The sequence below is a fragment of the Caulobacter sp. AVps16 genome, assembly GCF_058681455.1.
The window spans coordinates 615,646-639,881 of the sequence record NZ_CM178739.1 but is presented as its reverse complement, the minus strand read 5'-3'; the positions used below and the strand labels follow the sequence as shown (position 1 = coordinate 639,881).

The 24,236-nt window shown below is 65.4% G+C and carries 16 protein-coding genes, 2 tRNA genes and 2 pseudogenes; 10 read left to right on the top strand and 10 right to left on the bottom strand.

Annotated features, from left to right (window positions below; translation table 11 throughout):
- Positions 1–223: 223 nt before the first annotated feature.
- The 3 genes from ACW17U_RS03075 to ACW17U_RS03065 all read right to left on the bottom strand — a co-directional run bounded on the left by ACW17U_RS03075 (position 224) and on the right by ACW17U_RS03065 (position 4,789).
- Positions 224–1,660 carry an amidase family protein gene (locus tag ACW17U_RS03075; protein ID WP_492054803.1) on the bottom strand — a complete coding sequence of 479 codons (1,437 nt, stop codon included), beginning with the start codon at positions 1,658–1,660 and terminating at the stop codon, positions 224–226.
- Between the two features lie 290 nt (positions 1,661–1,950).
- A complete protein-coding gene (locus ACW17U_RS03070; RefSeq protein ID WP_492054802.1) occupies positions 1,951–3,138 on the bottom strand; it encodes an FAD-binding domain-containing protein in 1,188 nt (395 codons plus the stop codon).
- A 115-nt stretch (positions 3,139–3,253) separates the two neighbouring features.
- The gene (locus tag ACW17U_RS03065; RefSeq protein ID WP_492054801.1) at positions 3,254–4,789 is read right to left on the bottom strand and encodes a DHA2 family efflux MFS transporter permease subunit; all 1,536 of its coding nucleotides are present in this window, start codon (positions 4,787–4,789) and stop codon (positions 3,254–3,256) included.
- Positions 4,790–4,989: 200 nt separating this feature from the next.
- Here ACW17U_RS03065 and ACW17U_RS03060 point away from each other — a divergent pair, with 200 nt between their 5' ends.
- Both ACW17U_RS03060 and ACW17U_RS03055 read left to right on the top strand, forming a co-directional pair.
- Positions 4,990–6,042, top strand: a complete 1,053-nt coding sequence (locus ACW17U_RS03060; RefSeq protein ID WP_492054800.1) for a type III polyketide synthase — start codon at positions 4,990–4,992, stop codon at positions 6,040–6,042.
- Positions 6,039–6,557, top strand: coding sequence for an isoprenylcysteine carboxyl methyltransferase family protein (locus ACW17U_RS03055; RefSeq protein WP_492054799.1), 519 nt, complete (start codon positions 6,039–6,041; stop codon positions 6,555–6,557). Before ACW17U_RS03060 ends, ACW17U_RS03055 begins: the two co-directional genes overlap by 4 nt.
- Before the next feature lie 25 nt (positions 6,558–6,582).
- On the opposite strand, the gene ACW17U_RS03050 is transcribed toward ACW17U_RS03055, so the two are convergent.
- From ACW17U_RS03050 to ACW17U_RS03040, 3 genes are all read right to left on the bottom strand, one after another.
- Positions 6,583–6,897, bottom strand: a complete 315-nt coding sequence (locus ACW17U_RS03050; RefSeq protein ID WP_492054798.1) for a DUF305 domain-containing protein — start codon at positions 6,895–6,897, stop codon at positions 6,583–6,585.
- A 205-nt stretch (positions 6,898–7,102) separates the two neighbouring features.
- The gene (locus ACW17U_RS03045) at positions 7,103–7,552 is read right to left on the bottom strand and encodes a GNAT family N-acetyltransferase (RefSeq protein WP_492054797.1); all 450 of its coding nucleotides are present in this window, start codon (positions 7,550–7,552) and stop codon (positions 7,103–7,105) included.
- Positions 7,553–7,564: 12 nt separating this feature from the next.
- Complete coding sequence (locus ACW17U_RS03040) at positions 7,565–8,224, bottom strand: alpha/beta hydrolase (protein ID WP_492054796.1); 660 nt, start codon at positions 8,222–8,224, stop codon at positions 7,565–7,567.
- A 705-nt stretch (positions 8,225–8,929) separates the two neighbouring features.
- Between ACW17U_RS03040 and ACW17U_RS03035 the strand changes: the two genes are divergently transcribed.
- Complete coding sequence (locus tag ACW17U_RS03035; protein ID WP_492054795.1) at positions 8,930–10,108, top strand: tyrosine-type recombinase/integrase; 1,179 nt, start codon at positions 8,930–8,932, stop codon at positions 10,106–10,108.
- 15 nt (positions 10,109–10,123) lie between these two features.
- On the opposite strand, the gene ACW17U_RS03030 is transcribed toward ACW17U_RS03035, so the two are convergent.
- Positions 10,124–10,197 (bottom strand) — tRNA-Gln (locus ACW17U_RS03030).
- Between the two features lie 151 nt (positions 10,198–10,348).
- On the opposite strand from ACW17U_RS03030, the gene ACW17U_RS03025 reads away from it, so the two are divergent.
- From ACW17U_RS03025 to ACW17U_RS03010, 4 genes and pseudogenes are all read left to right on the top strand, one after another.
- Positions 10,349–10,425: transfer RNA gene (locus ACW17U_RS03025), tRNA-Pro, on the top strand.
- Positions 10,426–10,552: 127 nt separating this feature from the next.
- On the top strand, positions 10,553–12,340 hold the full coding sequence (sppA, locus tag ACW17U_RS03020; RefSeq protein ID WP_062148362.1) for a signal peptide peptidase SppA: 1,788 nt from the start codon (positions 10,553–10,555) through the stop codon (positions 12,338–12,340).
- 80 nt (positions 12,341–12,420) lie between these two features.
- Positions 12,421–12,792, top strand: a pseudogene (locus ACW17U_RS03015) (hypothetical protein); the annotation flags it as partial.
- A 372-nt stretch (positions 12,793–13,164) separates the two neighbouring features.
- Positions 13,165–13,887, top strand: a pseudogene (locus tag ACW17U_RS03010) (sulfotransferase family protein); the annotation flags it as partial.
- Positions 13,888–14,029: 142 nt separating this feature from the next.
- Here the strand turns inward: ACW17U_RS03010 and ACW17U_RS03005 are convergent.
- Complete coding sequence (locus ACW17U_RS03005; protein WP_492054794.1) at positions 14,030–17,173, bottom strand: TonB-dependent receptor; 3,144 nt, start codon at positions 17,171–17,173, stop codon at positions 14,030–14,032.
- A gap of 614 nt (positions 17,174–17,787) precedes the next feature.
- Here ACW17U_RS03005 and ACW17U_RS03000 point away from each other — a divergent pair.
- A complete protein-coding gene (locus tag ACW17U_RS03000) occupies positions 17,788–18,198 on the top strand; it encodes a TIGR01244 family sulfur transferase (RefSeq protein WP_062148369.1) in 411 nt (136 codons plus the stop codon).
- Positions 18,199–18,247: 49 nt separating this feature from the next.
- Here the strand turns inward: ACW17U_RS03000 and ACW17U_RS02995 are convergent, their stop codons facing one another.
- Complete coding sequence (locus ACW17U_RS02995) at positions 18,248–18,388, bottom strand: hypothetical protein (RefSeq protein ID WP_166504245.1); 141 nt, start codon at positions 18,386–18,388, stop codon at positions 18,248–18,250.
- A 59-nt stretch (positions 18,389–18,447) separates the two neighbouring features.
- On the opposite strand from ACW17U_RS02995, the gene ACW17U_RS02990 reads away from it, so the two are divergent.
- A complete protein-coding gene (locus tag ACW17U_RS02990; RefSeq protein ID WP_492054793.1) occupies positions 18,448–19,338 on the top strand; it encodes an MBL fold metallo-hydrolase in 891 nt (296 codons plus the stop codon).
- 3 nt (positions 19,339–19,341) lie between these two features.
- Here the strand turns inward: ACW17U_RS02990 and ACW17U_RS02985 are convergent, their stop codons facing one another.
- A complete protein-coding gene (locus ACW17U_RS02985; RefSeq protein ID WP_492054792.1) occupies positions 19,342–22,206 on the bottom strand; it encodes a long-chain-fatty-acid--CoA ligase in 2,865 nt (954 codons plus the stop codon).
- A gap of 238 nt (positions 22,207–22,444) precedes the next feature.
- On the opposite strand from ACW17U_RS02985, the gene ACW17U_RS02980 reads away from it, so the two are divergent.
- Positions 22,445–24,211 (top strand): response regulator, encoded by a 1,767-nt coding sequence (locus ACW17U_RS02980; RefSeq protein ID WP_492054791.1) that lies wholly within the window; start codon positions 22,445–22,447, stop codon positions 24,209–24,211.
- Positions 24,212–24,236: the final 25 nt, after the last annotated feature.

The following is a 24,236-nucleotide window of genomic DNA, read 5'->3' as shown; positions in this document are numbered from 1 at the left end:
ACGCTTTGAGGCCATCGCCCGATGGCAGGGGCGTATGGGCCTCAGCGGCTATCGACGGAGGTGCGTGGCGACGATACGCGCGCCCATACCGCCCTGGGTGGGCGGCCGTTCAGGTCACGAAAGGCAAGCGTTAGCGCTCTTGCGCAGTCATCAGCACCCAGGCGATCCGCACAACCTGTTGGCCAGCGCTACCGCAGCCGCCCCAGGTGCCTTTCGTTCGCCCTCATGCTAGGCCTGTCGGCCGCCCGGCCAGGTCAGGCGCCGGCATCGGCGGCAATAGGGCGCGGATGGCAAGACCGAGGCTGAGCAGGTCGCGGTCGCCCCCGGCGGGACCGTCAAGTTCCAGCGCCAAAGGGAGGCCGGTATCCCGGGTCAGGCCGGTAGGCAGGACCAGCCCGGGCAGGCCCACGGTGCTGCCCGGGCTGATATTGCGCGCCATTGCCGTCTGGAACGAGATCGCGGTGCCGCCGATCATCACCGTCTCGTCCTCACCGATAAGGGTGGCCGGGGTCATGGTGGCCGGAAACAGCATGGCGGCGACGCCCTGTTGCGCGAAGTAGTCGGCGAACAGCCTTTGCAGGGCCGGACGGTGGACATCGCGGGCAGCGGCATAGGCGGCTTCCGGTATCGTCAAGGGTGCGCCCGGCATCACAAATCGCTCGAATACCGCCTTCACGTCAGGGCTGACGGCCTCAACCAACTGGGCGAGGCTCACGGGCGCACCCGAGGCTTTCAGATAGGCGACCCACGATGCTGCGGCGTCGTGGATCTGGATCGGCGCTGTGACCTGGGCGACCAGTCCCGCAAGGTCAGGAATATCGGCCTCCACCAGCACGACGCCGGCCTCGCGCAGGCGCGCCATCACCGCGTCCATCTGCTGCTCGACCTCAGGGTCGAGGCCCGAGAAATAGAAGCCACGGGCAATGCCCAGCCGCAGACCGCGCAGATCCGCCGGCACCACCGGCCGCTGATCACCGGTCATCACGGCGTCAAACAGCACCAGGTCTTCGACCGTGCGCGCGTGCGGGCCAATCTGGTCGAACAGCGGCGTGATCGGCGCCGTCCCGTCATTGGGGTAGCGGCCCGTGGTCGGCCGAAACCCGCTAACCCCGCAAAGGGCCGCCGGTACGCGGATCGAGCCTTGCGTGTCCTCCGCCACGCCCAGGGGCGCCATCCCGGCGGCCACAGCGGCAGCGGTCCCGCCGCTGCTGCCACCAGGTATGCGTTGCGGATCGTAGGGATTGCGCACGACCCCGAAGGCCTGGTTGTTGCTGGTCCAGCCAAACGACAGTTCGTGCAGATTGGTCTTGCCCAGCACGCTGGCGCCCGCCGCGCGCAGTTTCGCCACGGCGGTGGCGTCCGTCGCTGGATGGAAGTCGGACAGCGCCCGCGTGCCGGCTGTGGTGCGCAGGTCACAGGTGTTGATACTGTCCTTGATCGGGATCGGCAGGCCGTGCAGAAGACCCAGCGATCCGCCGGCCGCACGCAGTTGGTCGGCCGCGCGGGCCGCTTCGCGCACCGCCTCCGGCTCCAGGGTGATGAAGGCGTTGAGGTCGCGGCCGGCCACGCATTGCGCCAACAGGGCCTCGGCATAGGCCTCGGCGGATACATCCCCAGCTCGCATGGCGGCCAAGGCGTCGCAGGCTGAGAGTTCGATCATGTCACGTCCCGTTTTGGTTCCGACGCCTGGTCTGGCGGCAACGCCGAAAGCACCCAACCTGCTTACTGTCGATTGATCGACGATCCCACGACGACCCGCTGATGGCGATACCCGCTCGTGAGGCCGGGCCGCCTCGCGCTTTCAGAGTTACCACGCAGATTCCTGGCACGACGCCAATATCTGGAAACGACGTAGCCTGGCCTTGCACCGTATGTGCTGATCGGGCGGTCTTAGCCGGGAGCGAACTGGCAGTAGTCAATCCGCTCCTAAACTAGCGAAGAGGTCACGGCCTAGCTGAGGTCTCCGGCCGCGAGACTGGCCATCGCTTTCGCCTTGAACGGAAAGAAACCCTTGGTCGCGTGCGGCCAAAGCCGCTCATCCCAGCGACGCCTGACCTGTACCAGCGTTAAGCCTTCAACCGCTAGTCTCGATGCGATAGCAGCCAGTGCGTCAGCGACGGGGCCTACCGGAGCATAGGGCGTGACGATGTGCCTGACGCCGGCGGCTCGGGCGGCCGCCAGCAGGCGTTCCGCATCCAGGCTATCGTGCCGGGTTGTGGGGCAGCCGAAGGCCGCGCTGACCCGCTTTGTTGTATCCAGGGCTGCGGCTTCGACGAAGCGACGCGCGGCTTCGCCCCAGAGCCGCTGCCCATCGGTCGCGACAACTGCGGCCACGAAGGGGCTCGCGGCTTCAAAGACGGACTCCGGATGCATGTCCTCCGAAGTGACCAGAAGCATGGCCGGTTCGGAAATTGGGGCGACACGCTGTTCAGTCAGGGCGATCGGGCCCGGACGCAGAGGCTCCGTGAGTGCGGTCGCTTCCGTGGCCAGGCCCTTGGGGGCAAATCGCTGATTGGTATTGCGGGCGATGTTGTCGGCCGTGGCGAGATAGGTCTTGCCGGGCGTCTGAAGCCCCGCGACCCAGCGCCAGGACAGCGTATTGCTCGCCGCATCGGCATCGATCAGATGACGCAAGAAGAAGTCCGCGCCCAGCGACCAGGGCAGCTTCAGGGTGAAAATCCAGATGGAGGCGAACCACATCCGTGCGTGGTTGTGGAGGTAGCCGGTCTGCACCAGCTCACCCACCCAGTCATCGAAACCTTCAAGCCCCGTCTGGCCGGTCTGCGCATCATGGAGGGTTCGGGAGCCGGCAAAGGCTTGGGCTTGGTGAGCTCTTTCCGCGCAGAAGCGCGCCCAGACTGAGGGGCGGGCCTCAAGCCATCCCTTCCAGTAGGTCCGCCACAGTACCTCCTGAAAATATTTCTCGGCCGCACTGGCATCATGCTCAGTCAGCACAGCGGCGATGACCTCTGCCTCGGTGATCAGCCGATGACGCAGATAGGGCGACAGTCTGGACACAGCGGTCGGCCGGCCAGGACCAGGATCAACATTGCGTCCGGCCCCATAGGCATGACCGGCCTGGGGGACGAATGCGGCGAGACGGCGGAGGGCTTCATTGCGGGTCGGCGGGAAAGTCATGGTCGTCCGATACCTGCAAGCCTGCCGGCTGTTTAGGCCCCTGGGGTCTCAAAGCCTAGGCTTCCTGACGGGCGTGCTCATTGACCCGGCTCGGTGCGGGGCGTTGGCCACCGGCTCAATCAACCGCGGTGCACCGTGCCAGCGGAACGGTAAGCAGTACCGCCAACGTCAGGAAGGCGATCATTGCCCAAGCCTCGTTGATGGCCTGCACCAGCGCCAGATGCTGCACCATCGGTGCCAGGATCGCGACGGTGTCGGCGTCGGCCGGGCCTGACCCTCGCGCCATGAACAGGTCCAGGGGGATGCCGACAGCCTTGGCGGTTTCGATGTCACCCGCCTCCAGGCGCGCAGCGATCGCCCGGCCCAGCACCGGCGCGCGGCCATAGATCACCGTGTCGATCAACGCCAGGCCGATGGCACCTCCGAGGTTGCGCATCAGGTTGAAAAGGCCGCTCGCGTCCGGCACGTGCTCGGCGGCCAGGTGACCCAAGGCCAGACGCGTTGGGGGAAGCAGGCAGAACATGATCGCCACCCCGCGCACCAGTTGCGGCCAGAGCATCTGCGCGAAATCGGTATCGGCTGTCTGGAAAGCGCTGAGGCCAAGGCCGATGGCAAACAGCAAAAACCCCGCGCCCGTCAGCAGGCGGGGATCGACGCGGCGCTCCAGCGCGACGGCGACCGGCGCGGTCAATAGTTGAGCCACGCCGGTCACCAGCATGATCTTGCCGATATCGAAGGCGTCATGACCGCGAACAAAGGCGAGAAACACCGGCATCAGATAGACAGAGCCGAAGAGGCCTATGCCCAACACAAAGCTCAACAGACAGCCGACCGCGAAGTTGCGATCGCTGAACCTTTTCAGATCCACGATCGGATGCGGCACCTTCAAGGTCCGTAGTGTGAACAGCGCCCCAGCCGCCACGCTAACCGCGAGCAGGCCTATAACGAGGGGCGAGGCCCAACCGCGTTGCGGCGCGTCCTTCAGCGCCAGAACCAGCGTCGCCAGAGACCCTGCCAGCAAGCCCAGCGAGAGGACGTCCAGCCGGCGAGCCTCGCCTAGCGAAGGGCGTCCGACCCTTAGCAGCCAGGCCGCCGCCAATCCGCAGGCCAGGCCTGGCCCGACGTTCACAAGGAAGAGCCAGCGCCAGGAAAAGGTATCGGTGATCCAGCCGCCGACGATCGGACCGACGGTTGGGGCCAGGACGGCGAGCACCCCGGCAATGGTGGTGGCCACGGCCTGACGCCGCTCGGGAAAGAGGACGAAGACCGCCGAGAACACCGCCGGGATCAAGGTTCCGCCCGAAAAGCCCTGCAGCACCCGCCATGCGACCAGGGGGGCGAAGCCGTCGCTCGTCGCGCAGCCCAAGGACGCCAGGCTGAAGACGGCAATGGCGATGACGAACAGCCAGCGCATGGTCAGAAGGCGCGTCAGGAGCCCGGTCAGGGGAATGGCGATCACTTCGGCGATCAGATAGGCGGTCTGGATCCAGCTCATCTGGTCGGGCGCGATCGTCAGAGCCTGCTGGATGGTCGGCATTGAGGTGGCGACGATCTGGATGTCCAGGATCGCCATGAACATGCCCAGGCACATGATGGCGAAGCCGCCCCAAACCTTGATCGGGACGCGGGCGGGGTCGTCGAGGTCGGGCAAGGCGCGCTTCCGATGGCCGTGCAGGCCCCGGATGGGGCCCGGCTGCGCCGCTTTTCAAATGCGGAGGCGACGGTGACGTTCCATCGTCGATGGCCACATCCGCCTGGGCGGAACCTTGAGCGACATCGACCTGTTAAGCGAACGACCACTGACCGACGGGGCGTACGCACGCCGCGAGCGCCTGGTCGGAGAGACGCCTCATGTCAGCCCCCGTCGCCGTACTCTCGCTTGCCACAGCGTCTCCGCCCCATCAGATGCCGCAGGCGCAGGTCGCCGAGGTGGCCCGACGGCTCTTTGAGGACAAGTTTCCGCAATTTGATCGGATGGCCAAGGTCTTCGGCACCGCAGGGATCGCGACCCGCCAATCGGTTTTACCGATAGACTGGTACCTGCAGCCGCGATCCTGGCCTGAACGTAACGAAGCCTATCTTCGCGGTGGGGTCGATCTGTTCGTCGACGCTGCCCAAGCCGCGCTCGACGAAGCCGGACTGAAGGGCGCGGATGTCGACATCATCGTCACCGTGTCTTCGACCGGCATCGCCACACCAAGCCTTGAAGCGCGCGCCATGGCGCGGGTCGGCTTTCGGCCGGATGCGGCGCGGGTACCGGTCTTCGGCCTGGGTTGCGCCGGTGGATCTACGGGTCTGGCTCTGGCCGCTCGGCTGGCCAAGGCCACGCCTGGAGCGGTCGTCCTTTTGGTGATCGTCGAGCTGTGCACCTTGGCCTTTCGGCTTGAGGACCTTTCCAAGGCCGACATCGTGGCGACTGCGCTGTTTGGCGACGGCGCTGCTGCGGCCGTCCTGCGCTGCGACGAGGGCGGGTTCGCGCATGTAGAAGGCATGGCCGAACACACCTGGCCCGAAACGCTGGACATCATGGGCTGGCGCGTCGATCCGCAGGGGCTCGGCGTCATCTTTGCCCGCGCCATACCGCCTTTCGCCCGGGCCAACCTGCGACCGGCCATGGAGGAAATGCTGGTCAGTCAGAAGCTGGGTCTGGACGACGTCGATCGCTTCATCTGCCATCCGGGCGGGATGAAGGTCATCGACGCGATGGAGGCGGCCTTGTCGATGGGACAGGGGCGGCTTGATCATGAACGCGCGGTGCTCCGCGACCATGGCAACATGTCGGCCCCGACGGTGCTCTATGTCCTGGATCGGGCGCGCCGCGCCGGCCTTCCCGACCGGTCTGTGGTCACCGCTTTGGGCCCAGGCTTCACCTCAAGCACCGTCACCTTAAGGTCGGCGGCATGACCCTTTCGATCGTCGTCCTTGGCCTGGTGACCGTCCAGAGACTGGGCGAGCTTGTGCTGGCCAATCACAACACCCGCCATCTGATAGCCAGGGGCGGGGTTGAGACCGGCGCGGGCCACTATCCGATCATCGTCATCCTGCACGCGGCCTGGCTGGCGGGATTGTGGCTGCTGGCCTGGGACCGACCGACAAACCTGCTGCTGCTGACGATCTTCATTGCGCTGCAAATGGCCCGCGTCTGGGTGATCGCGACGCTGGGTGACCGCTGGACCACGCGGATCATCACCTTGCCGGGCGCCGACCTGGTGCGACGCGGACCCTACCGTTTCGTATCGCATCCCAACTACCTCGTCGTGGCCGCCGAGATCGCGGTCCTTCCGCTGACGTTTGGATTGATCGGCTTTGCCGTCCTGTTCTCGATCCTGAACGCGGCAGTCCTGTGGATCCGCATTCGTAGCGAAGGGCGCGCGCTGGTGTCCGCCAGCCAGGATGTTCGGGGCACACCCAGTATGTGACGCGGGGCCAAAACCCGGGCTTTGGTCAGCCGCCGTGCTTGCGCACATAGGACTGAAGGTCGGCCTTGGCCTTGGTGTTTTCGTCAATCGAGGCCTGGGCTAGCCTGCGGGTTTCAGGATCATCGCCCGTCTTCAGAACGCTCTGGCTCATGTCGATGGCGCCCTGGCGGTGGGCGATCATCACCTTGGCCCAAAGCAGATCAATGTCCGGCGCGCGAGCCGACATCATTCCCCGGCTCATGCGCATGCCGTCGGATTTCAGCGCTTCCGCGCCGGCCTTGTCGCGGGGCGTTTTCATCTGCGGCTGGGCAGCCATGCCAGGCGTTCCATGGCTACTCATCGATTGGGCCTGGACTGCGCCGGCCGTCGCGCTCAGCAAGGTTGTCGCCAGTAGTGCGTGAACGAGCCTGCCCATTTCAAAATCCTTTCAACCGAGGACCAAGCGGTCCTGAGACTGTAGAGCGCCACTGCTGTATTGGTTGCGCTTGGGCCCCAGCCTTCCAAATCATCCACCCGACCGAGGACCGGGAGTCCGCTGCTGGCGCTCAGCTGCGCTTCCTCAACGCCCGGGTGAAAACCTCGCCGCTTTCGACAAAGCCCGTGGCCAGACAAAACGTGCGCAGGTCCTCGGGCCCGACCGGTGGGTTGAGGACAAGCTCGCCGCACCCTGCAGAGCGGGCGGCCTGGGAGGCAGCCTTGAGAAGCAGGCGCGCGACCCCGTTTCGCCGCCGGTCTGGATCGACGAGGAGCATGGAGATCCACCCCACCTTCAGGTCGGCGGTCAGAACCGAATGCCAGTGCACCGCGATGACGCCTGACGGCGGGCCCCATTCATCGGCGATCAGCAGGACGCCGGGCTCGGCCTGAACGGCCTTCAGACGCAGGGCAAGTTTATCCCGGGCAAGGGTCAGGCCTGCAGTTCTGAGCAGTTCGGCCAATCCGTCCACGTCGCCAGTGTCGGCGGCTCGAATGGACAGGCCATAGCGGCTCGACATGGCGGTTTGCCCTCAGGCGAGGCGGTCGATCAGGAAACGCGCGCCGAGCTGGAGGCCGGGCTCATCGATGCTGTGGCCAAGACCTGGCGAAACGTGGGCTGCGACGTCGAAGTCCAGGCCCTTGAGCCGGATTTGGGCCTGATGCAGCGCTTCGACGGGCAGGACGTCGTCGCGGTCGCCGTGGACCAGGAGAATGGGCGGCTTGGTCACGACCTCGGCGGCCAAGGCGTCCGGGTCGGCCAGCATGCCGGAGAAGCCGATGATGCCGGCCAGGCCCTTGGCCCGGCGCGGGCCGACATGCAGCGCCATCATCGTGCCCTGGCTGAATCCAACCAAGGCCACCCTGTCCTCGCTAAGGCCATGGGCGGCGAGCTGGGCGTCGATATAGGCGTTCAGGGCCGGGGCCGAGACGCGGACCCCCGCCGCCCGCGCTGCCGGCGTCAGGCTGGTCAGGGGCCACCATTGCCGACCATAGGGAACGCCGTCGCAGGGCTGCGGCGCGTCGGGCGAGAGGAACAGCGTGTCGGGCAAGGCCCTTGCCCAGTAGGGCGCCAGGTCGATCAGGTCCGCGCCGTTCGACCCGTAGCCGTGCAGGAAGATCACCAAGGATTTGGCCGGACCGCCCGAGATCGGCAACGCGCGGGGACCGTCAAGCGTGGGGATCTGGGTCATGGCGGCTCCTGTTCGAGTAGGGAGATCACTATAGCCGCCTGGGCACGGCTGCGTCGCGCGCCAAGACTTGACCGGGGGCATCACAGGACCGCTTTGGCGCCCTCCCCTTGCTTCCGCCTTGGCCAATCACGCCAGAAGCGAGTTAATACAATCTGGACGTGTTTCGCTTTTCGAGCTTACCTTTTGCGTCAATCTCAGCGATCGCGAAACGGTCCACCGAAGGGAGCGCGACGAATGCCTTTCCTGTCACCCCCGTCCAGATCGACGCTGACCCAGCCATCAGCCCAGATTTCGGCCCATTACGTCGCCGGCCGGCCATTGCGGTGCCCGGCCGCAGAGCCGGTCGCATGAGCGCCCTGCCCGCCTCGATCCCTGACAACGCCGTCCGCATCCCGCACAGCGACCAGCTGACCGAAACACGGACAGTCAAGGCCACGACCGGCTTCCGCGCGTTGGAGGGAAGCGGACCATGAGCACCTTTGTTCTTCAGCCGCGCACTGACTGCGGAAGAGGCTGCGGCCTATACCGCCGTACCCAAGCACTCCCGGGTTCACCAGGCTCGGGGACGGTCAAAGATGGCGTGTTCAGGCACTACAACCGGTACGCCTTGCACGCCCTGGACACACATCATGACGGGATCGGCACCCTGAAGATCTCAGCAGACCGTCAACGGTGTCGGCGGCCCAGAAGACCCGGAGGCTGCCCTTGAAAGGTTCCGTTCCCCTTAGAAAGCTGCTTCCCGGCGTGCATCGGGTGACGTCGCACTCAAAAACCTCAGTTTCAGAATATTGGTACGCTTGGCGCGGCGGCCCCCGAATTCTGAGGGTCAAGGCGCGCAGTGACGATGAACTGGCCCGACTCGTCGCCAAGGCTGCGCCGGACGCCATCCTGGCCTTAAAGGACCTTTCCTACACCAGCGCCGAGACCGTCACCCTCGATGACCTGATTACCCGCTACCTAATCGCCCTGCAGGCTATGGCCGGCGCGCCGCGCACCAAGCAGGACATGCGGGGCTACCTGGACAAGATCAGAGAGGACCTGGGTGCCTTGGACATTCGGGCGCTGGAGAGCAAGCAGGCGCGCCAAATTCTGATCAAATGGCGCGACAGACGGTCAGCAACCCCCAAGACGGCCGATCAATTGCTGGGTGCCCTGTCGAAAGTCATCCTGTGGGCGGTGGATCGCGGCGAACTGTCGAGCAACCCGATCGCCGACGTCAGAAGTCTTTATACACCCCCGGATCGCTCGGCGCTCATCTGGGAGGCCCAGCATCTGGAAATCCTCCTCAAGTACGCAACCCCTGCCTTTGCCAGCCTGGTGCAGGTGGCGATTCACACAGGCCTGCGACTTGGCGACCTGCGGAGGCTGAACTGGAGCGCGGTGGGGCGAGATGCCATCGTCTTCCAAACCGGAAAATCCAATCGCAAGCGCACGGTCGTGATTCCGATCACCGACCCGCTGCGGGCCATACTCGACGCCCTGCCGCGTTATGACTCGGTCACGGTTCTGAACTCTTCCCGTGGCCGGCCGTGGTCTGAAGGCGGTGTTGAAGGCGCGATTCAAGCAGCCAAGCGAAAGGCGCTGGCTGCGGCGCAGGCCGAGCGCGGACCAGACGCCGTCACCGGCATCCAGCACCTGCGCATCCACGACATGCGCGGCACGGCGGCCACCAATTTCATGGTCCATGGCGGCCTGGAAGACGAAGACATCGCCACCATTCTGGGCTGGAAACCGGACGCGGTCGGAGAGATCCGGCGCCGCTATATCAGCGGCCAGGCCATTGGCTTGGCCATCGTCCGACGGATGCGCGAGAACAGAGCCAGGGCCGAGATTGTAAAGGCCGCTGTAAAAACTGCCTGCGAGTCCCCCGAAGGGACGAGCTAAGCCTTTGAAAAGTAGTGGCTGGGGAACTAGGACTCGAACCTAGAATGACGGTACCAAAAACCGGAGTGTTACCATTACACCATTCCCCAGCAGGAACGGCCTAGCCCTTCCGGGCCCGACGAGGCGGTGGAGATAGCGCAGGAGTCGGCAGGATGCAACGGCGCTTTCAACTTCTTTTTCACGGGCCTGATTTGACCCTTGCGACAGAGCGATCGCGTCTCTATAAGCCGCCCTCCAAGTCGGAGTGTGGCTCAGTCTGGTAGAGCACTGCGTTCGGGACGCAGGGGTCGCAGGTTCAAATCCTGCCACTCCGACCATCTTCTCCCGTTTCAAAATCCTTTTTGTTTCCGTGACGTGCGGCTTATCGCCTGCGTTGCGCGCAGTTCATTTGTACGGCGGCGCGACTGCCGTTAGCCTGCGCGGAGTTTGCAAGCGGGATCGTCGATGAAGCAGTTCCTCCTGACCGTGGCCGGCGTATTCGTCGGCCTGGTGTTGTTCCTGGTCGGCGTACCCTTCCTGCTGATCGTCATGGCCGCCGGAGCCGCGCGCCCCGCGCCGGTTCCCGCCCATTCGGTCCTGCATCTGGACCTGCGCGGCGGCCTGACCGATCAAGCGGCCCAGAACCCCTTCGCCGCCTTCAGCGGCGGCGGTGGCGGCTCAGTGATGTCGGTCATCGAGACCCTGCGTCGGGCCGAGAGCGACGACAAGGTCAAGGCGCTGTTCGTACGTTTGCCCGAGGGCGGCATTGCCCCGGCCACGGCTGACGAACTGCGGCTGGCCTTCAAGCATTTCCGCACCGTCGGCAAGAAGCCGATCTACGCCCACAGCCAGGGCCTCTATCCCTCTGGCATGGTGACCTCGACCTATATGCTGGGCGCGGCCTCCAGCGAATACTGGATGCAGCCCGACAGTTCGTTCCAGGCGGTCGGCGTCGCCAGCGAGGCGATGTTCTTCAAGCGCTTCTTCGACAAGTACGGCGTCAAGGCCGAGTACGAGCAGCGCCATGAGTACAAGAACGCCGTCAATCCCTACCTCTACAGCGACTACACCCCGGCCCACCGGGAGTCGGCCCTCTCCTGGATGGGCTCGGTCTATCGCACGGCCCTGACCACGGCCGCCGCCGACCGCATGAAGGATCCCGCGGTCCTGATCCGCGACCTTGAGGCCGGTCCCTACAGCGCCCAGGAAGCCCAGGCCAAGGGCCTGATCGACCGCGTCGGTCAGGTTCATGACGTCCAGACCCTGGCCCTGTCACGCGCCGGCAAGGGTGCCAAGCTGATCGATTTCGATGACTATGCCGCCCGCTCAAAGCGGCCGACGACCAAGACTGGCCCGGCCATTGCCGTGATCGGAGCCGAGGGTCCGATCGTCACCGGCACCAGCGGCTCGGCCTCGCCGTTCGGTGGCGAATCCACCGTCTATTCCGACGACGTGGCCAAGGCCCTTTACGACGCGGCGGCCGACAAGGACGTCAAGGCCATCGTCTTCCGGGTTTCCTCGCCCGGCGGGTCCGACACCGCCTCCGAGCAGATCCTGGCCGCCGTCAAGGCCGCCAAGGCCGCCGGCAAGCCGGTAGTGGTCAGCATGGGCACCTATGCCGCCTCGGGCGGCTACTGGATCAGCAGCGCGGCCTCGTCGATCATTGCCGAACCCACCACCCTGACCGGCTCGATCGGGGTCTATGGCGGCAAGTTCGCCATCGGTGACGCCCTGGCCCGCTTCGGCGTCGACACCCGCCAGGTGCAGGTCGGCGGTGACTATGCCGGCGCTTTCGGAAGTGGCGAGGGCTTCACCGATGACCAGCGCGCCAAGTTCGCCGGCTGGATGGACCGCATCTATGCCGGTTTCATCACCCGGGTCGCCGAAGGCCGCAAATTGCCGCCCGAGCGCGTGCGCGAGATCGCCAAGGGCCGGGTCTGGACCGGAGAACAGGCCAAGCAGCTGGGCCTGGTCGACGAGTTGGGGGGCTTCTATCAGGCGGTCGACAAGGCCAAGAGCCTGGCCAATCTGAAGGGTGAGGTCCGGCTCAAGCCGATGAATGGCGGGCAGTCACCGTTGGAAGCCTTTGAACGCGCCCTCGGCGTCAGCTCGACCTCCATGCGGACCCTGGCGGCTTCGGCCTGGATCCTGGGAGACCCTCGCGCGGAGGCCATTCTCGACGACCTCGCGACCGCCCGACTTCGCGCTGCGCCCGGCGGTGCCTCGGTGCTGGCCGATACGCCGATCCACTAGACCTCGACGTGGACGGGGGACGGCGCTATGGCGTCGCCCCCCGTCAGCCGCTCTCACGACCCAGATCCGGATAGCCTGCCATGACCCCGAGCGCCTCTGACCTCCTGGCCGAGGCCGTGCGCGCCTTTCAGGCGCGTGACCGCGACTATGCCGCCGGCCTCCTGGCCCGCCTGAATGCCGAAGACGCCCCCCTCGGCGATGACTGGGGGGCCGTGGCGCGTCTGGCCGCCACCGTGGGCGAGGTCTCCGTCGCTCTGGCCGCCAGCCGCCGGTATGTGGCCCTCAAGCCCTATGACGTCGAGCGGCGTCTGGCCTATGGGGCTCTGCTCGCGGAATGCGGTCGCATCGAAGGGGCCGAGAAGGCGACCCGCGCCTTCCTGCCCAATGCGCCCCGGGATGCTCGCCTGCACCTTCTGCTGGGCACCTGCCAGGCACAACTGGGCAAGACCGAAGCCGCCCTGGCCGATCTTCGCACCGTCCTGGACCTCGACCCGGCCCCGGCCCTCATCAGCGCCGCCTGGCTCGCCATCGCCGACCTGAAGCGCTTTACAGCCGATGATCCGGACATCGCCACCCTGCAGGCCCTGATCCTGGCCACGGGCGACGCCACGCCCAGCGGGCTCTACTATGCACTGGCCAAGGCCCTGGACGACGCCGGTGAGGTCGAGGCCGCCTTCGAGGCCTATAAGACCGGAGCCCGGGCCGCCCGGGCCCTGAACCCGCCCAACCTCGCCGCATCACGCGACTTCGTCGACCAGGTGATCGCCGGCTTCACGCGCGAGAGCCTGGCCAAGCTGCCGCCCAGCACTGCCGACAGCGACCGGCCGATCTTTGTTCTGGGCCTGCCGCGCTCCGGCACGACCCTGGTCGAGCAGATCCTGGCCAGCCATAGCGGGGTCAAGGACGGGGCCGAACTCAATCTGTTCGGGGCCGCGACCATGGCGCTCGGCGGCTACACGCCTTCCGATGTGTCACGCCTGGCCTTCTTCCCGGGGAGCGAACATGTCTGGACCCTGTTTGGCCGGGTCTATCTGCACCTCCTGGACGAACGCTTCGGACCCGAGGGCCGGATTGTCGACAAGACCCTCAGCCACACCCGCATGGTCGGGCTGATCCATCACGTTCTGCCGGGCGCCAAGTTCGTCTGGCTCCGGCGCGACCCGGTGGATACGGCCTTCTCCTGCTTCCGGAGCCATTTCGTCAGCGGCCTGAACTGGAGTTGGTCCCTGGACGATATCGCGGCCCATTTTGCCGACGAGGATCGCCTGCATGCGCACTGGAGCGCGCAGTTCCCCGAGGCGATCCTCACCGTGCCCTATGAGGACCTTGTTCAGGATCCCGAGACCTGGATCGCCCGTATCCTCGAGCACTGCGGCTTGCCCTTCCAGTCCGGTGTTCGCGACTTCCACCTGACCGAACGGGCCGTGACGACCTCCAGCTCCAGCCAGGTTCGGCAACCGCTGAATGTCCGCGGCATCGGGGCCTGGCGACGTTATGAAGCCCACATGCGGCCGTTCCTCGACGCCTATGGTGGACATCCGGCCTGAGGCGAGCGGCGCTGCACAGAAAGAAAGGGCGGAGACCTCGGTCTCCGCCCTTTCTTTTTTGTCGCTCGGCAAGAGCATCAGCCCAAAGAAAAGGGGCAGGCCTTGCGGCCTGCCCCCTGACTTGGTCGTTGATCAGGTCTGTTTAGAAGACCAGATCGAAGCCCAGACGCACCGAACGCGGGGTCATATAGGCCAGCGGGGCGCGATAGTTGACGTTGACCGCGCCGCTGTCCAGTTCGCCGAACTCGTTGGTTTCGACGGTCTTGCGCGTGTTGAACACGTTGAAGACGTCTGCGCGCAGGGTCAGGCCGTTTTCCGGCAGGAAGCCGAACGACGGAACCGTGTAGCGAGCCGACAGGTCGAGGCGATAGGTCCAGGGGTCGCTGAACACCGAACCGCGCGGCGAGGAAACGCCGTTGCAGTAGTGCGACAGAGCGCCATAGGCCGAGTTCAGGATCGGATCGTTCGGGTTGAAGCCCATGCAGCCGTACTTGCGGCCCGAGGTCACCAAACCGTTGGCACCGACCAGGAAGCTGTCGGTCACCTGGTACGAACCGTACAGCTTCAGGACGTGCGCCCGGTGGTTGGGGAGCAGACCATAGGCACCTTCGGTCAGGCCGGGGGTGTCGAAGTCGGCGGTGATGCCGGCGTCGGTCTGGCCACCGGCGTAGTCGGTCTTCACGTAGCCTTCGTAGTTACCCTTCGATTCCGAGAGGGTGTACGAACCGTTCAGAGCCCACTTGCCGTCGAACGCACGGTCGAACTGCATTTGCAGGGCGATGTACTGGCGATCGACCTTCGGGTACTTCAGCTGCTCGGCGCTGAAGGTGATGGTGCGGACAGCGGTTTCACCCGGCAGCGGGTCCGACAGGACGATCGTCTGGGCCAGGCCCGGATTGATGATCGTGTACTGGTGGAAGCCGCTGAACACGTCTTCGCAGCCCTTGATGCCCTTTTCCTTACAATAGGCCTGGACAGCGTAGTCGACCGACACGTCATCGGCGGCGCGCAGCGACTTGCGGAAGGTCAGCGTAGCGCCGGCTTTCCACAGCGAGTCGAAGCGGTGTTCGTAACCGAGGATGTATTCGTCATCAGCGGTCGACTTCAGGTTGCGGCTGATGTTCGAGACGAACGGCTGGATCGTGCCGTTGTTACGAACCGTACAACCCCGAACGCCCGCCGTACCGACGCCGCCCGGCAGACAGATGGCCGAGTTGGCGAAGCCGGTGATCTGGGTGCCAATGCCGGCCAGCGGCAGGCCCGAGATCGGGTTGACCTGGGCGGTGTTAACCGTGGTCGTGCCCGGGACGTACAGCTGGAAGCCAGCCGGCAGCAGGAAGAACGAGCTTTGGTCGAGGATGGCCGAGGCCTGACGGTACGAGGTGTTCGTCGCGACCGGCAGATAGTAGCGGCCGTAGTTGGCGAAGATCTTGTTGGTGCCGTCGTTGGTCGGATCCCAGGTCGCGCCCAGGCGGAAGGCGATTTCGTTGTCGAAGTCAACGAACACGCCGCCCTTGACGCCGCCGACATCGATGCCGCGGTTCTGGAACTGGTCGCGGCGAACGCCCAGGTTCAGGGTCAGGTTCGGCAGGACATCCCACGAGTCTTGCAGGTAGATGGCCTGGTTGCGAGCCGTGTAGGAGCCGCCGCCGATGAAGGTGCGGACGTCCAGATAGTAACGACCGGCGGCAACGCCGCGCGGATCGGTGGCCGAACCTTCACGATAGACGTAGTTGCCACCGCCGTTGCGCTGCGACTGGTGGATCAGGGTCAGATCTTCGCGGTCGAAACCGGCGCGGATGTGGTGATCGCCCAGCAGGCTGACATAGATGTCGGCGTCAGCGCGGTAGAATTCGCGCGTGGTGGTGCGCGGTGCGTCCTGGCTGGCCGTGTTCTGGAAGCTGACCCGGCGGGTCGCGGTCGCGGCGGGCGAGCCGGCGCGGATCGACGACTGCACCAGCGGCGAGCCCGTCAGGGCCGACTTGGTGGCGTTGCGGTCCTTGTTCAGGCCGTAGGCGGCCGACAGGGTCAGCCAGTCGGTGAAGCTGCCGGTGTACTTGGCGACGTAGCTGGTGGCGCCGTCTTCAAAGCGGGTGCCCGGCAGGACAGCGCCGTAGGTGTCGGCGGTGCCAGTGGCGCTATAGGTATAGGCGCGGCTGGAACGCTTGGTGACGCGCTGGGTGTCGATCAGCGTGAATTCCAGGTGCTGACGGTCGGTGATGTAACCGTCCAGCTTCAGGCCGTAGAAGGGGTCGCGGGCGACGTCGGTGTTGATCGAGCCGGCGGCCTTGGAGGCGTTGACCGACTTGTTGTCGCGCAGCTGGGCCAGACCGTAGAAGAACAGGCGATCTTCGATGATCGGACCGCCGACTTCAAAGACGACGTCCTTGTTTTCGACTTCGCGCAGCTTGCCGCGGGTCTGGTAGGTGTCCTTCTGGGCTTCGCCCAGGCTGTTCGGCGACCAGTTGCCGTGAACGGCGAAGGTGAAGTCGTTGGAACCCGACTTCGACACGGCGTTGACGATACCGCCGGTGGCGCGGCCGTATTCAGCGGCGTAACCGCCGGTCTTCACTTCAACGGACTTGTAGAACTCGAACGGCACGGTCGACGCGCCGATGTAGTTGTCGAAGTTCGTGATGTTCAGGCCGTTCAGGAAGAACGCGTTTTCAGCGACCGAGGCGCCGCTGATCGAGGTCTGACCGCGGAAGTTGGTCGACGAACCTTCGACGGTGCCGGGGGCCAGCAGGGTCAGGGCCGTGATGTTGCGGCCGATCGGAACCTGCTTTTGCAGCTCTTCGACGTCGATCGAGAGACCGGTCGTGGTCTGCGAGAAGTCGAGTTGCGGGTTGGCGGTGGCGGTGACGACGACTTCCGAAACGGTCGAGTCGGCCGAGGCCAGGGTGAAGTTGTAACCGGCTTCACCGCCGGCCTTGACGTTCAGGGCGCCGTCAGTGGTCGGCTGGAAGCCGTCCTTGCTGATCGAGACGGTGTAGGTACCGGCCGGCAGGGCCGGGCTGCGGAACTGGCCGCTACCGTCGGTGGTGAACGAACGGGTGAAGCCCTGGGCGTTCGACTTCACGGTCACGGCGGCGCCGGCGATCGGCGCACCGCTGCCGTCCAGCACGGTGCCGGCGAGGGCGCCGCTCGTATAGTCCTGGGCGCTTGCCAGGGTCGGGACGGCCGTGGCGACGGCCGTGATGGCCAGCGGCGCCGCGACCGACGCGAGGCCTGCCAGCAGCGTCGACGTCAGAAGACGTGCGCGAACGCTACCCTTTGTGGAATTCATGTTCATCTTATCCCCTCATGCGTGATGCAGCGCGACGACCGGACGGGCCCCTGAAGAAAACTTTCGTCCGGCGTGCGCGGAAATCCGCGCCAAGTGCACCACGAGATTACTGGTGTCCCGGAAAACATTTCCCCGGTTGGCGGGACGTTAGGAGCCATGACAGTTTTGGGTCAATTGGCATTACAAGCTCGTAACCCACATCGCGTCCTGCTGTCGCATAAACGCAACAGGCTGACCTCTTTCTGACCAAAGGGGCTTGGACCAAACGCCGCATCAACCCAAATCATCGGCCCGCCTTAACCTATGTGTCTGGTATAGCTGCCTAATTCCGGAAAGGCCCAGTCGGTGAACGATGCTATCTCAAGGTTGTGCATCGCGGCAAATTCGACCTCGGCAACCTTGACTTTGCAGAAACGCTTCACAGGCTTTTGCTAGAAAAACGGTGTTTTCCACCCCATTTCCGATGAAGTTTTAATGAATGATTCCCGAAACTGGTCACTTCAAGGGCACATTCAGGCCTAAATGCACATTGCCACAGCGCTGCGGGCTCGTGATGATACCCTCGAGGTCGAGCCCGAAGAGACGCGGCTGACCAGCGAACTGAGCGAGCCCCCATGAGCGACTTTCGACGCGTCACAGATTCCCTGTCCGTCAGCCCGCAGGTGACGGAGGCTGACATGGCCCGCGCTGCGGCCGAGGGATTCGTTCTGGTGATCAACAATCGCCCCGACGGCGAAGACCCCGGCCAGCCCTCAGGCGCGACCATCGAGGCAGCGGCTCGGGCCGCTGGACTGGATTATGTGCATATTCCGGTGCGCGGCAGCCCTGGACCTGACCAGGTCGCCGCAGTCCAGGAGGCTGTTGCCTCGGCTGCCGGCCCGATCCTGGCCTTCTGTCGTTCGGGGACCCGCTCGATCGTCACCTGGTCGATCGGCCAGGCCCTGTCGGGGGATAGTGACCGCGAGACCCTGGTTCGCCAGGGCGCTGACGCAGGCTATGATCTGTCCGGAGTCCTGCCCGCCTGAAACTGGCACGGGCCCCCGGCTTAAGACGCCTTACGGTTATAGAGTGTGGCTAGTTCGAAACCCGTGCGGCCATCGCCGAGGGCTCGGCTTCACAACTGGCCAGGGCGAACTGAACCATGACAAGACACAGAATGGCGAAGGCCACGCGCTGAAGCCGTTTTGAGACAAAAATCGCCGCGTCCGCCACCATGGCACGTCCTCCCGGGGTTACTGGAGGGCTGCCCCGCAAGACCGGCGCCGGAGACCGTGATGATCCCCTTCGTTCGCGAGATCGAATTCGAGTACGGCCGTTGCGACCAGGTCTCGCCATTGATCCGGCGGGTCATCGCCCGAAACCCGGGCCCCTTCACCTATACCGGCACCGGGGTCTACATCATCGGCAGGGGTGAGGTGGCGGTCATTGACCCTGGCCCGGAGCTCGCCGAGCATCTCGACGCCCTGCTGGCGGCGCTCGATGGGGAGCGTGTGACCCACATCCTGCTCACCCACCACCATCTGGACCACTCCCCCCTCGCCCGCCCCCTGGCCGAGGCCACGGGGGCGACGATCTATGGCCGCGCGCCCGCGGCACTGGCGGTCGAGAGCCATGATGGCATGGAGGAAGGCCCAGACAGCCGTTTCAAACCCGAGGTCGAACTGACCGACGGCCAGATCCTCGAGGGACCCGGCTGGACGCTGGAGGCGATCACCACGCCGGGCCACACCTCCAACCACGTCTGTTTCGCGCTGAAAGAAGAGAATGCCTTGTTCAGCGGCGATCACATCATGGGTTGGTCAACCACGGTGATCACACCGCCCGATGGCAATATGGGCGACTATTTCGCGAGCCTGGACAAGGTCAGGGCACGGGGCTTTGACACCCTCTGGCCCACCCACGGCTCACCGGTACGGGACGTGACGCCCTTCATTGACGCCTATGTCGCGCACCGTCGGGACCGCGAGGCCCAGATCCTCAACGCCCTCGCCTCCGGCCATGACCGGATCCAGGCCATGGTGCCGGTCCTCTACGCCGCCGTGGATCCGAGGCTTCACCCGGCGGCGGCCATGTCGGTCCTGGCCCACCTGCAACAGCTGGTCCGTGACGGCCGCGTGCACTGCGACGGCGCGCCGGACCTGGCCGCCGTCTACAGCCTGGCCTGAAACCTAACCCTTGATAGCGGTGAGGAGACCCTGGATGCGCCGGCAGTTGCGTCCCAGGTCCGTTCCGCCTTCGCGACCGATCGAACGCATGTCGACCCGGGCCCCGGCGGCATCAGGACGGACCCGGACCACCAGATCGTCGACCAGACCGTACCAGTAGCTCCGGCCCGTCGCCTCCAGCCGCCCGTCCATCGGATCATCCGTGATCAGGGTCAGGCCCGAGGCCAGAACCGCAGCCTTGGCCGCCTCATAGGCATCGGCCGGCGTCCGTTCCACCACCAGGGGCCGTGCGACGGGGCAGGTCTCGGCATTGACATCGGCGACCCGGCGGCCCGCAAACACGACCGAACCCACAGGCAGGCTGGGATCAGCCTCGACCGCCTGGGACGAGCTCCCGCGTGCGGCCAGGGCCGCATCAGAGAAGTCCAGGGGTGTCTTCCAGTCGGTGGCGACGTCATGCACAGGCGGGGCCTGGCCGCCCACGGCATTGACCCCCACCATGGTGGCGATCGTCGCGATGGTGATCACCAGGATCAGCACCACACGCTTCCAGAAGATCCCGAAGCCGACCATCAGGGCGATGATCAGCGACAGGGCCCCAGTGGCCACGCCCAGATAGGCGATCTTCGGGGCCCAGTCCTGAGCCATCAGGTTGTAACCGAGCGGCAGGTCCAGCAGGCCAAACTTGACCCCCAGAGCCCCCACCGCGACCAGCAGGCCTGGGACCAGGGCAATCAGCAGGGCCAGGTCCAGGAACAGCGGCACCCAGCCCGGTGCCTTGCCGGCCCGGGCTGCGGTCTTGGTCTCCGCAGCCTTGGCCCGGCGACGATCACCCGGCGTCAGAGGAACCGCAAAGGGCAGATCCTCGGCCAGGGCCGCGACCGGCGTGGCGACCGGGGTCGGTTCAGCAACGGGCTCATGGAGCCGCAGAGGCTGTTCCTCAGCGGCCTCATCGGCCAGCAGGCTGACCGGCTCGGCCTCGGGCCCGGCCAGAAGCTCGCCCAGATCCTCAGGCGGCGGCAAATCCTCGGCTTCAACCGCGAGGACAGGAGTCAGAGCGATGGCGGCCGGGACGGTTTCGACGTGAACCGACCCGGCCTCAAGCTCCCCCGAGGCGATCGCCTCCACGTCGGGCGGCGTTTCTACAGGATCTGGCGCATAGATCCGGGCAGCCTGGCTACCATCCGCCGCCGCCAAGGTCGGGGTGGCCGGAGGTGGAGAAGCGGTCGGCAGGACATAGTCCTTCAGGCGCTGGCGGATCAGTTTCTTGTCGATCTTGCCGGTGGCACCCAGCGGGATATCGTCGACGAACAGCACGTCATCGGGCATCCACCACTTGGCGATCTTGCCCTGCAGGAACTCGAGGAACTCTTCGCGGGTGGCGGTCTCACCGTCCTTCAGCTTGATCAGCAGTATCGGTCGTTCGTCCCACTTGGGATGGGGCACGCCGATCACCGCCGCCAGGGCCGCCTTGGGATGCCCCGCAGCGATATTCTCGATCTCGATGGTGCTGATCCACTCGCCGCCGGACTTCACGACGTCCTTGGCGCGGTCAGTGATCTGCATGAAGCCGTGACCGTCGATCGTGGCCACGTCGCCGGTGTCAAAGAAGCCCTCGTCGTCGAGGATATTGCCGCCCGCACCCCGGAAATAGGCACCGGCGATGGTCGGCCCCTTGATCTTCAGATTGCCGAAGCTCTTGCCGTCGTGCGGCAGGCGCTGGCCGGCGTCATCGGTCAACTTCAGCTCGACACCCAAGGGGGGGCGGCCCTGCTTGAGGCGATAGGGCATCTGCTGGTCGTAGGGCAGCTTGACCAGTTCGTCCGTCAGCACAGACAGGGTGCCGACCGGCGAGGTTTCGGTCATCCCCCAAGCGTGCACGACCTCGACGTCGTAATCTTCCTGGAAGGCGCGAATGATGTGCTCAGGACAGGCCGCGCCGCCGATCACCACCTTCTTTAGAACAGGCAGTTTCAGGTCGTTGTCGCGCAGGTGCTGCAACAGCATCTGCCAGACGGTCGGCACGGCCGCCGAGAAGGTGACCCCCTCACTGTCCAGCAGTTCATAGATGGACGCGCCGTCCATCTTGGCACCAGGCAGCACCATCTTGCAGCCGGTGGCCGGCGCCGAGAACGCCACACCCCAGGCATTGGCATGGAACATCGGCACCACGGGCAGGATGGTGTCGCGCTGCGACAGTCCCATCACGTCAGGCTGCAGGGTGATGAAGGTGTGCAGGAAATTGGAGCGATGCGAATACATCACCCCCTTGGGATCGCCCGTGGTCCCCGAAGTGTAGCAGAGCCCGGCCGCCGTACCTTCGTCGAAACCGCCCCAGGCGCAGTCGGCGCCGTGGCTGTCGACCAGGGTCTCGAAGCAGTGAACGCCCTTGAAGTGCGGTGCCTCGCTGGCTGGCGCAAAGGCCGGCATGTGCTGGCCATCGGTGAAGACGACCACGTGCTCGATGCTGGGAACCTTGGGCAGGATCGCTGCCACGATCGGCAGGAAGGTCAGGTCGGTGAACAGCACCCGGTCGCCGGCATGGTCGGCGATCCAGGCGATCTGCTCGGGGAACAGGCGCGGGTTCAGGGTGTGGCACACCGCCCCGATGCCCATGATGCCATACCAGGCTTCCATGTGCCGGCCAGTGTTCCAGGCCAGGGTCGCGACGCGGTCGCCCGGCTTGATCCCCAGCGACAGCAGAGCGTTGGACACTCGCTTGGCGCGATCGCGGATGGCACCATACGTCGTCCGTACGATCGGCCCCTCGACCGACCGCGTGACGATCTCGCGGCTACCGTGCCACTGAGCGGCGTGGTCGATGATCTTGTCGACCGTCAAAGCCCCGTGCTGCATCAACCCCTGCATAGAACCTGCTCTCCCGAAGGCTTCTTGTTATGCGGGAGAAGCTACCGGTCAGGACCGGTCTGTGCAACGCGCCGCGCGCGCAGAGCGAACGCCTGTTTGATGTCAGAACAGTTGGCTGGCAATTTTCAGTCACGCCCGCGCCCGCGCTGATCCGTCGCAGGCCGCTCAAGGGCCGGACTGACCTTCTCGGGGTATCCTGCGCTTCGGGGCAAACTGAGTCCTCGGGCGGGACGATTCGTTGCGCGGATGGCAATCTCTCTGGGCCGATGAGCGGCTGGACGAGGTGGCGATGGACACCCATCGCCTGTTGCTCCCGCGCGTGATCCTGGCCGCCTTGACGGCCACGGTGATCGGCGGTGCCCTGGGTCTGTCCTTCGCCTTGACCTGGCTTAGCGCACTATTGGCCTGCGAGGGTCTGGCCAGACTTGTGACCCGAAGGTTCTCGCCCGGCATGCCGGGCTCTTTTGCCCTGCGCGCAGGCTTTGTGCTGGCCGCCCTGCCGATCAACATCACCTGGGCGTGGCTGGCTGCGATGCTGTGGCTGTCCACGACCGCCGATCTGAAACTCACGGCCGTGGCCATCTGGGCCGGTCAGATCGTCTATACCCAGAACTTCCGCCACCAGCCCTGGACCCTGATCGCCGTCAGCGGGGTCGCGCCCCTGACCAGCCTGATCCTCTTTCCATTCTTCTTCTATGGCGCTCAGGGCACAGGCCCGGACACGGCGCGCTGGGGCCTGTTGATCGTGGCGCTGAGCACGATCAACACCATGATCGCCAATCGTGCGGCCGCCCGCCGGATGGACGAGTTGACCCACCGCCTGCGCGAGGAGCGCGAAAGGGCCCTGGAAGCCACGCGCGCCAAGTCCACTTTCATCGCCGTGACCAGCCACGAACTGCGCACCCCGATGAACGGCCTGCTGGGCATGGCTCACGCCCTGTCGCGATCCGATCTGAACGAGACCCAGCGCGAGCAGGTCGGCCTGATGATCCGGTCCGGCGACAGTCTGATGCAGCTGCTCAACGACGTTCTGGACCTGTCGCGCATCGAGGCGGGCAAGGTCGAGCTGGCCCCCGAGCCGTTCAATCTGGAAGAGGCCGTCCACGACATCCTCAATGCCTGGCGCGACGTCGCTGTCCTCAAGAATATCAAGCTGACGACCCGTTTTGATCCGGAGGTTCCCACCTGGATCCTGGGGGATGTCCTGCGGGTACGGCAGGTCCTGACCAACCTCATTTCCAATGCGCTGAAGTTCACCGTCACCGGGGGTGTCGATCTGCAGGTCTATTCACCGCGACCTGCTGTCGACGGACATCACGCCATCTTCTTCGCCGTGCGTGACACCGGTCCGGGTGTTCCCCCCGAGGCGGCGGGACGGGTCTTTGAAAGCTTTACCCAGGCCGACGACACGATTTCCCGCAGCCATGGCGGTGCCGGACTGGGCCTGACGATCTCGCGCGCCCTGGCCCGCCAGATGGGAGGCGACCTGACCCTGGCCCCTTCAGAGTCGGGGGCCTGTTTCGTGCTCAGCATCCGGGCCCCCGGCGCTGAGCCGCAAATGCCAGCGGACCTGGTGCGTGACAGCGAACCCTGCATGACCTCGGTGCGGATCCTGATGGCCGAGGACAACACCATCAACCAGTTGGTCGTGCGGGCGATGCTGGAAGCCACCGGCCTGTCCCTGACCGTGGTCGACAACGGTCAGCAAGCGCTCGAGGCCATGGCCCGAGGCGGCTTCGACTGTGTGCTGATGGACATCAACATGCCCGTCATGGACGGCATTACGGCCTTGCAGGCGATCCGGTCAGGGACGGCAGGAGACCCGAACCTGCCTGTTATTGCCCTGACAGCCTCGACCATGGCCGGCGACCGCGAGCGCTTTCTGAACCTCGGCTTCAGCGACCACCTGGGCAAGCCGGTCAAGCCGGCCGACCTGATCCAGGCAATTGAGCGGGCGATCAGCCCGGATGGGTCCGGGCGCAACGCCCTGCATGACGCGGCCTGAGGCCGGCCGACCTGCCAGGGCCGGC